At 70.8% G+C, this 11,838-nt stretch carries 9 protein-coding genes and 2 tRNA genes; 5 read left to right on the top strand and 6 right to left on the bottom strand.

The genetic code is table 11. The annotated features are described in order from the left end of the window. The first annotated feature begins 26 nt into the window (after nt 1-26). The gene (locus tag AB0H52_RS07945) at nt 27-1,556 is read left to right on the top strand and encodes a peptide deformylase (RefSeq protein WP_151490127.1); all 1,530 of its coding nucleotides are present in this window, start codon (nt 27-29) and stop codon (nt 1,554-1,556) included. A gap of 70 nt (nt 1,557-1,626) precedes the next feature. Here the strand turns inward: AB0H52_RS07945 and AB0H52_RS07950 are convergent, their stop codons facing one another. Next, nucleotides 1,627-2,742: a globin domain-containing protein gene (locus AB0H52_RS07950; protein WP_151490129.1), complete on the bottom strand. Its 1,116-nt coding sequence runs from the start codon at nt 2,740-2,742 to the stop codon at nt 1,627-1,629. Nucleotides 2,743-2,888: 146 nt separating this feature from the next. Between AB0H52_RS07950 and AB0H52_RS07955 the strand changes: the two genes are divergently transcribed. Then, entirely contained in the window at nt 2,889-3,659 is a 771-nt protein-coding gene (locus tag AB0H52_RS07955) for a CPBP family intramembrane glutamic endopeptidase (protein WP_151490131.1), read from the top strand. Here the strand turns inward: AB0H52_RS07955 and AB0H52_RS07960 are convergent. Further along, nucleotides 3,620-4,855, bottom strand: a complete 1,236-nt coding sequence (locus AB0H52_RS07960) for a hypothetical protein (RefSeq protein ID WP_357945970.1) — start codon at nt 4,853-4,855, stop codon at nt 3,620-3,622. The two genes, AB0H52_RS07955 and AB0H52_RS07960, sit on opposite strands and share 40 nt — an antisense overlap. A gap of 145 nt (nt 4,856-5,000) precedes the next feature. Here AB0H52_RS07960 and AB0H52_RS07965 point away from each other — a divergent pair. Next, nucleotides 5,001-5,091, top strand: a tRNA-Ser gene (locus AB0H52_RS07965). Nucleotides 5,092-5,126: 35 nt separating this feature from the next. Further along, nucleotides 5,127-5,199 (top strand) — tRNA-Arg (locus tag AB0H52_RS07970). 750 nt (nt 5,200-5,949) lie between these two features. Here AB0H52_RS07970 and AB0H52_RS07975 read toward each other — a convergent pair. The 3 genes from AB0H52_RS07975 to AB0H52_RS07985 all read right to left on the bottom strand — a co-directional run bounded on the left by AB0H52_RS07975 (nt 5,950) and on the right by AB0H52_RS07985 (nt 7,807). Next, a complete protein-coding gene (locus AB0H52_RS07975; RefSeq protein WP_357945973.1) occupies nt 5,950-6,405 on the bottom strand; it encodes an NUDIX domain-containing protein in 456 nt (151 codons plus the stop codon). 104 nt (nt 6,406-6,509) lie between these two features. Continuing rightward, nucleotides 6,510-6,953, bottom strand: a complete 444-nt coding sequence (locus AB0H52_RS07980; protein WP_357945976.1) for a hypothetical protein — start codon at nt 6,951-6,953, stop codon at nt 6,510-6,512. Nucleotides 6,954-7,189: 236 nt separating this feature from the next. Then, entirely contained in the window at nt 7,190-7,807 is a 618-nt protein-coding gene (locus AB0H52_RS07985; protein WP_357945979.1) for a class I SAM-dependent methyltransferase, read from the bottom strand. A gap of 158 nt (nt 7,808-7,965) precedes the next feature. On the opposite strand from AB0H52_RS07985, the gene AB0H52_RS07990 reads away from it, so the two are divergent. Then, nucleotides 7,966-8,100: a hypothetical protein gene (locus AB0H52_RS07990; protein ID WP_357945982.1), complete on the top strand. Its 135-nt coding sequence runs from the start codon at nt 7,966-7,968 to the stop codon at nt 8,098-8,100. Between the two features lie 42 nt (nt 8,101-8,142). Here AB0H52_RS07990 and AB0H52_RS07995 read toward each other — a convergent pair whose 3' ends face one another. Further along, the gene (locus AB0H52_RS07995) at nt 8,143-11,415 is read right to left on the bottom strand and encodes a hypothetical protein (RefSeq protein WP_357945985.1); all 3,273 of its coding nucleotides are present in this window, start codon (nt 11,413-11,415) and stop codon (nt 8,143-8,145) included. Nucleotides 11,416-11,838 lie beyond the last annotated feature (423 nt).

The following is an 11,838-nucleotide window of genomic DNA, read 5'->3' on the forward strand; positions in this document are numbered from 1 at the left end:
TAATACTCCCGGCCACGAGGAAGCCGATGACGATCTCCCCCCTCGATCGGGCTGCCGACTCCTTCGCTGCCGAGCTCGCCCGACAGCGGACCGGGCGAGGGCTGTCCAAAAAGCAACTGGCCATCCTGATGGGGTTCGACCCGTCCTACGTCAGCCACGTCGAAGGGCGCCGGCACCGCCCCACCGAGGACTTCGCCCGCCGCGCCGAGTCCGTCCTGGAGGCCGGCGGCGCGATCTGGCAGCGCTTCCGGGAGTACGACGACGTCCGCCACGCCCGCTCCGGCCAACCGCCACGGGAGTCACCCCTTCCCGGCCAGTGGCTGCCACCCGGCACCGGTCTCGTGGTGGAGCGGGAAACGGCCACCCTCGTCCACACCGACGGCGGCTACCGGTGCGTCATCCACCGTGAGCTGTACAACGCCGGCACCGAGCCGGTCACCCGCTACCTGGTCCGGGTCGCCGTCGACCGCTACCCGAACGACCCCGGCCGCTCCAACCGGCACCACCGGGAGCACCCCCTCACCTTCGCCGAGCTGCAACTACAGGCCCGCCGCGACGACGGCGGCGGCGACCCGGAGCCGATGCACTGGCGGGCCAAACACGACCGGGACGCGTTCAAGGAGATCTGGCTGCTCTTCGAGAACGGTGAGCGGCGCTTCCCGCTCTACCCCGGCGACCGGGCCACCATCGAGTACGCGTACAGCGTCGGGCAGGACAAGTGGGGGCCGTGGTTCCAGCGGGCCGTCCGCCTGCCCACCCGGCACCTCGCCGTACGTCTCGACCTGCCGGCGGCGCTCGACCCGCAGGTCTGGGGCGTGGAGACCTCGCTCTCGGCGGAGGAGGGCCCGCTGCGTACGGCGCCGCAGCGACACGACGAGGGCGACCGGGCGATCTTCGACTGGCAGACCGACGACCCTCCGCTGAACGCCCGCTACCGGATGCAGTGGCGCCTCCGCGCCCGCCCGGACACCGAACCGGACGTCGACACCGTCGGGACCCGGGTGCGGCCCAGCGACCGGATGCGCGGGATCGGCATCGTCCAGCGCGGCGCCGACCTGCTCCGCCAGCGGGCCCGCCCGTTCGACCTGCCCGCCGAGGAACAGGTGGCCCGGGACATCGTCGACCGGCTGACCGCGGTCGTGGTCCGGCTCGACGAGCTGCACCCGTTCAGCAAGGGGGTGGGTGTCGCCGCTCCGCAGCTCGGCATCGGCCGGGCGGCGGCCGTGGTGCGGCCTCCGGACCGGGCGGCCGAGCCGGTCGTGCTGCTCAACCCCCGGGTCGTCGACGGCGACCCGGACACCGACGAGCAGTACGAGGGCTGCCTCTCCTTCTTCGACCACCGGGGTCTGGTGCCCCGGCCGCTGCGACTGGACGTGGAGCACGCCCAGTGGGACGGCAGCCGGATCATCACCTCGTTCGAGTTCGGCATGGCCCGGCTCGTCGCACACGAGATCGACCACCTGGAGGGCCGGCTCTACGTCGACCGGATGGCACCCGGCGTGCCGCTCGTGCCGGTGGAGGAATACCGGGAGACCGGGCAACCCTGGCGGTACTGACCAACGAGGGGGACCGGGGCGCGCGCCCCAGGGGGCAGGGGCACGCGCCCCGGTGTGGGGGGAGGAACGTCTAGAGGTCGCCGAAGGTGTCGTAGCGGATGTGCGGGGGCGGCACGTCGTCCGCGGCCAGCACCCGCAGCGTGGACCGGACCATCCGGGCCGAGCCGGAGACGTAGCAGTCGTGGGTGGTCCACGGGCCGTAGCGGGCCACCACGTCCGGAATGTCACCCACCTCGCCGTCGAAGTCCGGGTCGTCGCTGCACGCCGCCGTCACCGACAACCACGGGTGTACGGCCATCAACTCCTGCAACCCGGCCAGGCCGTACAGGTCGGCCGCCTGCCGGGCGCCGTAGAAGACGTGCACCCACCGCGTCCGGTTGTAGGAGGCCAACTCCTCCACCAGCGCCTTGATCGGCGCGAGCCCGACCCCGCCGGCCACGCAGAGGATGTCCCGTTCCGACGACCGGTCCAGGATCATCGAACCCATCGGCGCGGCCAGCCGCAGCAGGTCACCCGGCTGGACCCGGCGGACCAACGCACCGGACACCCAGCCCGCGCCCGGCGTCCGCACGTGGAACTCCAGGATGTTGTCGTCGTTCGGGGCGTTCGCCACCGAGTACGTCCGCCACACCCGGGGGTGGTGCCGCGGCACCTCCAGGCTGACGTACTGCCCGGCCTCCCAGCGCAGCGGATGCTGCAACGCCCGGCAGGTCAGCACGGCCGTGTCCGGGCCGTACCGCTCGTGGGTCAGCACCTCGGCGTGCCAGAACGGCGGGTTGTCGTCGGCCGCCGCCCCGGCCATCATCTTCGCCGATATCGCCGCGTATGCGTCCCGCCACGCCTGGTCGTACTCCAGGTTCCATCCGTCGCCGGCGGTGCTGCGCAGCGCGTCCAGCAGCGCGACGCCCATCGTCGCGTAGTGCCGGTCGTCAACGTGGTACTTACGGTGGTCACGGCCCAGCGCTCGAAGGAACTCGTCGAAGCTCTCCGGGTCGTCCACCGCGTGGATGGCCGTGATGATCGCTTCCAACAGGCGGTCACCCTGGCCGGTCATCTGCACCGGAAAAAGTTGACGCAGGGCGGGGTCGAGCAGGAACAACCGGGCGTAGAAGTGCCCGCTGAGCCGGTCCCGGTCCTCCTCGACCAGGGTCCAGCTCTCCTTCAGCAGCCGCGCGACGTCATCCACGAGGGCGCTCCTTCTCCAGACGGCAGCGGATCGGGCGCCCATAGAATGTCCACGGAGAGTGTCGATCGGTCGCACAGAATGTGCGATCGGTTCACGCCGGCCGGTCGGCCCTGCCAGGGCGGCGGCCCGTCGGGCAGAGTGGTGCGGTGACCGTTGAGCTGACCCGCCCGGTGTCCCGCCGGCTCCTGGGGACCGAGACGCTGCTGGTCCTCGGCCTGTCCCTCGGCCAGTCCGCGGTCTACGCGGTGGTGTCGATCATCGCGAAGTTGACCGCCGACGGGCCGCTCTCCAAGCAGACCGCCTCGCTGAACACCTCGGCGTCGGCCCGCCCCTGGCTGGACCTGACGTACCAGCTGCTCGGCATCGTGTTCGCGCTGCTGCCGGTGCTGCTCGCCGTACACCTGCTCAGCCGTGACCCCGGCGACCCGGCGCGGACCCTCGGCCTGGACGCCCGGCGGCCCGGCCAGGACCTGGCGCGCGGTGCCGGCCTCGCCGCGCTGATCGGCCTGCCCGGGCTGGCGCTGTTCTTCGTCGCGGCCCAGCTCGGCCTCAACGCGACGCTGGTGCCGGCCGCGCTGCCGCAGGTCTGGTGGGCGGTCCCCGTGTTGATCCTCGCCGCCGTGCAGAACGCCGTGCTGGAGGAGGTGATCGTGGTCGGCTACCTGGTCACCCGGCTGCGTCAGCTCCAGTGGCGGCTCGCCGCGATCATCGCGGCCAGTGCGCTGCTGCGCGGGTCGTACCACCTCTACCAGGGCTTCGGCGCGTTCGTCGGCAACGCGGTGATGGGCGTGATCTTCAGCCTCTTCTACCTGCGTACCCGGCGGGTGATGCCGCTGGTCATCGCCCACACCCTGCTCGACGTGGTGGCCTTCGTCGGCTACGCGCTGCTGCCCCGGGAGTGGTTCGACTGGCTCTGACGCGGCCGGTAGGCGGCCACCGCGCGGGCCGCGAGCCGGTCCGCCGCCGCCGCGTCGCCCAGCGCCGCGGCGAGCACCGCCGCCCCCGGCAACAGCCGTGACGCCAGACGCAACGCCAGCCACCCACCGGCCTGCGCGGTGAGGGGCGCCGCCAGCCGCCAGGCGGCCTCCGCCGCCCGCGGCCACGCACCCTCGACCGGGTCGTCCGCCGCCCGAGCGGCGGCCAACGCGGCACGCGCGCTCTCCGGATCCGGGTGCACCTGGGTCAGCACCAGCAGCTCGGCGGCCCGGTCCGGATGGGCCGGATCCCTGCCGTACGCCGCCGCCAGGTGCAGCACCAGGTTCGAGTGGGTCCACAGCACCGAGGCCAACTCGGCCAACGGCGCGAAGAGCCCGGCCAGCGCGGCCGCGGCCCCGCCCGCGCCCGCCGACCGCACGAACCGCCGGGTCGCCAGCCGCGCCAGGCCGTCCGCCGACGCGTCCGGGTAGCGGGTCCGCAGCCGCTCGGCCCAGTCGGCCGCGCCGGGCCCGAGCGACTCCACCGCCGACAGCGCCAGCAGCTCCGGAGCGAAGCCCGGGTGGTCGCGCAGGCGCGCGGCCACCGCGCGCAGGTCAGATTCCGGGGTACGCGGTGAGAGCGCCCCTGGGGTGGCTGGGGACGCCGTTTCCGGGCTGGCCGTTTCCGGGCTGGCCTCTGGTGTGGGTCTTGGGGTGCGCTTCTTCGGCGCGGTGGCCTTGGGTGGGGTGGCCTTGGGTGAGGCGGCCTTGCGTGGGCTCGCGGCGCGCTTACGCGGGGCGGGCAGCGCTGGGGTGCTCGGAGCCGGTGTGCCCTCGACGCTCGGTGCCTCTGGCTGGTCGACGCTGGCTGCCGCGCTCGGCTGGCCCGGTTCGCTCGGCCGGTCCGCCTCGCCCGGCTGGTCGGCGCTCGGTGCCGTGCTCGGCTCGTCGGCGTCGGTGCCTGTCGCACTGGCCGGCGGACGGCTCGGCTGTCGGGGCAGCGGCCGGTCCGGCTCCGGTGGCTGGAAGAGCACCGGCGGCGCGGGCTTGGGCCGCCGTGGGCGCGGGCTGGCCGGAGCCGCCGGAGGTGTCGCCTGCTCGGCTGCCGTCGGCGGTGTGAAGGTGGCCCGCGCCGAGCGCTTACGCGCCCGGTCAGCAGGCTCTCGGCGGGTCGGCTCGCTCGGCGGCTGCTCCTGCATATCGATGGAGCGTAGTCCCGATCACGTCGCCGCACAGCGCCGAAACACGGTGCCCGGCCGCCCCGGTCGGCGTACCCCGGAAGTCGTTTTGCCCCCGGTGGGTGACGACCTGTATCCTCGGGCGCGGTGGTCTGCGGGCCACCAGGGAGACTTCGCCTAGTCTGGTCTATGGCGCCGCACTGCTAATGCGGTTGGGGTCTTAAAGCCCCTCCCGGGTTCGAATCCCGGAGTCTCCGCGCGAAAGCCGGGTGTGTACACTGGCTGAGCACGAGCGCCCGTAGCTCAATGGATAGAGCATCTGACTACGGATCAGAAGGTTAGGGGTTCGAGTCCCTTCGGGCGCACAAACGATCAAGGCTGTGACCTGCAAGAACAGGGGTCGCGGCCTTGACTGCTTCTAAGGGTTGGGACGAATCTTCCCAGCATTTGGAATCTGGTGCTCCGATGGTGCTCCGTTGTCACCGTGCTGTCTGGGCAGGGGTTCGTGCTGGTCCGTGCTGACCAGTGCGTTTGCGGGTCGCCTGGTCTGGATCATGGTCGGGTTGCCGGCGGGTGAGCGTACGGCTGTTGTCCACTGTGGTCTTAGTTGTGAATCTTCTCTGCCGAGGTGGGCGCGCGGGCGGTGGGCTGTCGTTGACCTGGGCTGGTGCACGGCGACGAGCGGTGGTCGGGACGTCGGCCAGGGTGAGCGTCGGCGGTGGCGACCGGGGGTCTGCGCATCTGATTCCCGTACTCCCGACCGGGCGTGCTCGAACCGAGGCGGCGCCGACCCAGGCGTGATGGACCGTCTCGCGCGTTCGGCCGGGTCTCGCCCGGCGTCGCAGCAATGGCGGCTCCTGTCGCCGAGGTCTCGACAAAGTCGGTCCGACGGACGCAGGTGACGCGGCCGCTCCGTGAACAGTGCCAAGCCGACACCGACGCGTTTCGCTGGCGGGGCGTATCGGAGGCGGCGGGCCCCCGAATCGGCCAGCCGCACGCTGACACAGCCATTACCCACGGTTGCCGCTGACCGAGCGCGCCCGGCCGGTGACCGGATCTGCCGATGACCGGATGTAGGTGGTTCAACCGGACGGAAGTGCCGAGCAGCGATGGATCTACGGGCCGCTCGGCGATGCGGTTGTCCGCGCTTCGTCGCGACGAGGCAGCCAGTCAGGCTCAGGCAGGGAACCAAGCAATGCCGGCAGGGCGCCAAACACGAGGGGAAGGCCGCCCAGCTCGCTGATCTCGACCCATGCGATGTCGTCATGCTCATCAGATGCACGGTTGGTGGGAGAGCCGACCCAGTCTCTGATTTGCCAGACGCCCACGTGAACGGCGTCCTCGCCACTGCCAGCATGCCAGTCGCCCAACCGTGAAGCGGACTCCGCCACAATGTGAACCCCTAGCTCCTCGCGCATCTCGCGCGCGAGGGCCTGTAGTTCCGACTCACCCGCATCGACATGCCCCCCGGGCAGATCCCAGCGATCCGGGTATGCCCGGCGGGTCGGACTGCGGTGTACCAGCAGGACCGCACCGTTCTCCACGAGTGCGCCGCAGACGACGACATGCATGACGGGATTAGAGCACAGGGATAGGACAGGCTCGCTCCAGCCAGAGGGCACGCGCGGACATCCGGCTCTGCCGCCGTTCGTACGCTCGGCCTGTTCGCCGGCCGTCACTGTTGCGTGGATTGCTTGGATCGCCCGCCGTAGAGGGCTACGAAGACGCGGTCCCGCAGGATCTCGTACTGCTGGCGGCATCGCCGAGGTGGGCCCGGCGGGCGTTGCTGGACTTGACCGCCGACAACGACTTCCGGTGGCTGGAACTGGTCAGCTGTCAGGTCGACCTCGCGGCCGTCGGCCAATCGATTCCAGTAGTGGTAGCCGACCTTGGCGTCTCCGGCGAGGACCTCGCCGAGGATCAGCTCTCCACCGAGCAAGTCCTGAATGATCAACGCAGTCACCCCGCATTGACCACGGGCTGCGTTGCCGGCGTGCCAATCCTGCACATCGTGCGGGTCGCAGGTATCCGCTCCCCAGCCGCCGCGCAGTACCGGCCGCAGCATCTCCAGGTCAATCGCGAGAGGGACTGATCGTTGGTCGCGCTCTTCAGACGTCACCCAGGAAAGGTCAGCCCTCGACCGGGTCGAGAGTCAAGGGATACCCCGCCTCGGGTCCTGGCCGACCGAATGGCGCCACTAGCGGGCGCGCTCATCTGCCGCCATCCGGGCGTCACAGCGCGTGACGGAGGAACGGCGGCGACAGGTGCGCTCGTAGCCGGTAGCCGTGCGTCGGGCCGCAGTGAGGACGAGTGGGAAGGCCGCTTTATCTGGGACTGTTTTTGAACGTAGGCCCCCTACGGCGCAGCGGATGTTGCGGCGGCGATGGCTGCGTACTTGCGGTCTGGACGGTCCGGAAACTGCTGTTGCAAGCGCTGAAGCTCGGTGAAGCCGGCTTGTGTCAGGCGGGCGGAGAACTCGTCTACGGGCCAGCGGTATGCCGTATAGACCTTGTGGTCGAACGCGGCGACCTCGTCGTCGCTGTCGAAGAAGCCGATTACCAGCCTCCCGGAAGGTGCCAGCATCCGGCGGAACTCGATGAGTACCCCGTCCAGCTCCGATGGCGGTAGGTGGATGGTCGAGTACCAGGAGAGGATGCCGGCCACCGAATGGTTGGGAAGGTCAAGGTCGGTCATCGATGCGAGCCGGAACTCCGGCCCGGGAAAGTGCGTCCGGGCATGGTCGATGAACTCAGGGACCAAGTCGACGCCGGTCACGTCGACGCCGAGCGAGTGCAGGTAGGCGCTCCAGTGCCCGGGGCCGCAGCCGAGATCGAGCACCGTACCTCCCGAACCGACGAGGTGGTCTCGGACGAGGGCCGTGTCGTCCACGTGGGCCTGCCAGTCACCATCGACCAGGGAGATGTACTGCGCCGACATGTACGAGTAGGCGTCACGCACCGGCTGGTTGCTCACCGTGCCACTCTAGATCCAGTGTCAGCTCGAACCGTCCGAACAGAAGTGCGGCTGCATGAGGGGGACCAGGGCCACGACGTCGTCGGACATCGCCGGATCGACGCTGACACCGGCCAACATAGCCACCCGTACTTCGCGGCCGTGGGTCTCGCCCCTTCATGCACGGATCTGCCGCGCTGCGGGGGCGGCTGGCCGACGCCATCTTTACTGCCCGCACCTCCGGCGGAGCCGCCTCCGCGCGTACGGTGGCGCAGGCGTGCGTGGACGGCAATCCGCCATGGGCGTGGATCTGACGCCGCGACGAACGCTCCCAGTGCTGCTGCTTGGTCGGGCGGTCAGCTCATGGCGATTGCGTACGCCTCCTCGCGCACGTCGGCGTCCGGGTGTCGGCGCAGCGCGATCAGCAGGTCCCGCCATGGCGTCTTCCACCCGAAGTCGGCGCCGTGCCGGACCAGGGCAACCGCGAACAGCCCGCCGGCGAGGTCGCCGCGTCCCGCCAGCCGCGCGATGGTGTCGGTGAGGGTCGCCGGGTCGGGCCACTCGCGAAGGCTTCGTAGGCGGGCGCTGACGCGTTCGGCGGTGCGAGCAGCGAGGACGGGTCGGCCTGCGCACAGCCCAGCGATCTCGTCCAGATTGTCGAGTCGACCGAGGTCGACCATCAGTCCGGCGGCCGTGCCGGCGAAGATGGGCCGGCTGGCGAGCCACCGCGCCGCTTCGATCAGCGCGGTCCGGTCGGCGTTGGCCGGCTGGCTTGCGGATCGGACGACCGCGCCGCATGCAAGGAGTTCGATGCGGCGTCGGTCCGGGCGATCCGTGGCCGGGTCGCCCGGATGGTCGTCATTGGCGTCGCGGTCCACCAGTCGGGCCAGCGCGGCGCCAAGGATGGCGTCGCCGCCAGCCTTGAGCAGGTGGGCGACCTCGGTGGACACCATCGTTTCATCGAGGTCGGTGAGTCGGTCATTGACCAGTCCGGTGAGTCCGGCCAGCCAAGGCGACCAGTCCCCGAGCTGGCGAAAGGCGGTGCGCCGGACCTCCCGGTCGGTGGCCTGGCAGGCTTCGATGATGAGCGCGCCGTAGGCCGGGCGGTCCCGTTGCGGTATTGCGTACGGAGATGCGTCCAGGACCGCGCGCCGTTCCTCCCGGCTGCCGTCGACCGCGGCTCGCAGGATGGTCCAGCTCGCCTCGGTCTTTAGTCGTTGCCGGGCGGCGGAGACGATCGCCGCGCGCACGTCGCGGTGCGCGTCCGGGTTCGTGTACGCGTCGAGCAGCGTCGCCATCACCTGCGGCGGCCCGTAGCGTGCCAGCAGCCGGGCCGCCTCCTTCCGGCTTGTGATCTTCACCGGGCCGGTCAGCACCTCGGTAAGCACATGTGCCAGCCGGGACGGCGCGACGTGCCGGGCGGCCCGGCCGGCTGCGTACAGCGCGACCCGCGCCCGGTCGCTGCCGGCGTACCGGAGCAGCACCGGCAGTGCCTCGTCGGGCCGGTCGGTCCAGACCAGCGCGCCCAGCGCCGCCTCGGCGATCGCCACTTCGGGGGCGTCGAGGTGGTGCAGCACCAGCTCTCGGCCCGCGCCGGGTACGTGGGCAGCGGCTCGGATCGCCGCCGCGCGCTGCCACACTCGCTGCTCGGTGTCGGCGAGGATCAGCTCCAGCTGCTCCACGAAGCGGGCCTGTTGGCGGGGCAGCCAACGCTCGGCGTGCAGCACCCAGGCGGGCACCCATCGCGTCCCGGGTTCCACGAACCGACCGCGCGGGCGGCGTTTGAGCACCCGGTCGAGCAGATCGGTGCGGGAGGCGCAGATGATCGCCCACACCTCGTGGAGCGTCACCGCCGTCGGATCGGTGGCGAGCACCTCGGCGACGCGGTCCGAGCGGGTACGCGGGTCGTCGAGCCACAGCCTGATTGCCGTGCGGGCCACCGAGGCCAGCGTTTGCGGGCCGATCGCCCGACGCAGCAGGTCCTGCAGCTGTGGCAGCCGCCAGGCCCGCGTGCCGAGCGCGTGGGTGAGCGCGAAGAGGGGCCCGTACCGGCCGCGGGCGATGCCGGCCTCGACCCAGCCGCGTAGCCGCTCGAAGACCAGTGTCTCCTGCCCGCGGCGCAGCACAGTGTCGAACCGGCGCAGCACCGGCACGCTGGCGCCGGTGCTCACCAGGTCGATCGCCAGCAGCGCCCACTCGCGTAGCTGCGGCACGGCGACGTGGTGCTGCAGGACGTCGGCAGCGAGCGTGCTCAGCGCTGTCGTGGTGGCGGCGGAGGCGTCGCGGGCGTCGACCGCGTCGGTGGTCAGCTGCGTGAGCCCGGACGCCGTATCCGCGGTGAGCAGCGGAGCCACCTTCGCCAGCGCGGTCAGCGCGGCAGCGCGTACAGGGTCCTGCTCGTTGCGCAGCCGACCGAGCCGCACGATCACCTCCGCCACCGTCTGCGGGTCGCGGGAGCGGCGGGCGGCCTGCACCAACAGCGCGTATCCGTGCCCCCGATCGTCGGCGTCCCCCGAGCGCAGCGCGACGTCCAGCGCCGCCGACGCGTCCGGCCAGGCCAGGTAGGCACTCCAGAGGCGCACCTCGGCCTCATGCTCCTGGATTTTCGTCAGGCCCAGCACCCGCCTCGCCTCGCGGATCCGGACCGCGGCCGGTAGCACCTCCATGATCTCGGCGGCCGGAATCAGCACCGCCGTGTCGACCTCGGCCATAGCCCGGTCGTACAGCTCCCCGCGTCGGGCCGGCGCGACAGCATCGAGCAACGCCGCCAGCGCCCGGCTGTGATCCCGGAACCGACTGGCCAGCGGCGCCAACTCGTCGGTGGGCAGCACCGCCAACCGGCGCAGCAAGGCCGGCGGGAGCACGTTCCGCCGCAGCCAGGCGGCGCGGCCGGGCGCGGTAAGCAGACGGACGACACGATTGGCGTCGTATGCCGCGAGCACCCCGTACGCGTCGAGCGGGCCGGGTAGCGACTCCTCCATTGCGTACCGTTCGAGCAGATCGAGTGCCTGCGCCGGGTCACACCGCAGGACCGCGGCGGCGGCCTCGCCCCAGATCCTTGCCACCAGTTCAGGTGGGGCTGCGGCCAGCCGCTCGCGGACCCGCTCCAGTAGCGGAACCGCATGCCACCGGACCAGCCGCTCCAGGCGCAGCGCGTGCTCCAGATCCGGCAGCAACGCCCGTACCGTCTCGTCGCCGCAGGCTGGCAGCAGCGCGGCGGCCTCCTCGTCACCGAACTGGGCGCGGACCTCGCTGATGAGCGCGTCGGCGACAGCCGGGGCGTACCGGCGGCGCAGGCCCCGATAGATACGACGCCGCTCTATCGCCGACCGGTCGGTGATATCGCCGATCGGGATGTCGGCGCGCAGCGCTGCGGTGAGCGCCGCACCCCTGATCGACGGCTGAGGGTCGCGGGCCGCCGCGGCGATGCCCTCGGCGTCCCGGGTCACCATTGCCGCGACCAGGGCGAGATGTCGCTCGTAGGGACCCTGCTCGCGCAGATCCCGGCAGATCTGAACACGATCAGGCGCGGTACGTACCCACTCGACGAGCCGCTTCATCCGCACGGGGTACGGCAGCGGATCGAGCGACGTCAGCAGGCTACGGGTGGCGGTCAGCACGGCGTTCATTGTGCCCGTAGGCGCACCGTTAACGAGATCGATTAAACGCCCAGCACGACCGCTCCACAATCAACCACTATCGATGCCTTTCCCACGGAATGAGACAACGGCAAGGAAGTTCTTGACAGGGATCGAAAAAAGCAGATATCTGTCCAAATCGGGCGACAGGGAGGAGTTCGATCAAGGCTGCGAGCTGCGGTATCCGACTTCTCGTCTACGGATCAGAAGGTTAGGGGTTCGAGTCCCTTCGGGCGCACAAACGATCAAGGCCATGACCTGCAAGAACAGGGGTCATGGCCTTTTTCTTTCCCATTTTCGTTGCCGATTGTCCTACATCTTGGAACGTTGGTGCTCCGTTGGTGCTCCTCTGTTTCGGCGGGGGTTCGTGCTGGCTGGTGTCGGAACGGTCGGTGCTGTTGTGGCCCGTGTCGG

The organism is Micromonospora sp. NPDC050695, from assembly GCF_040654415.1.
Classification (GTDB): Bacteria; Actinomycetota; Actinomycetes; order Mycobacteriales; family Micromonosporaceae; genus Micromonospora.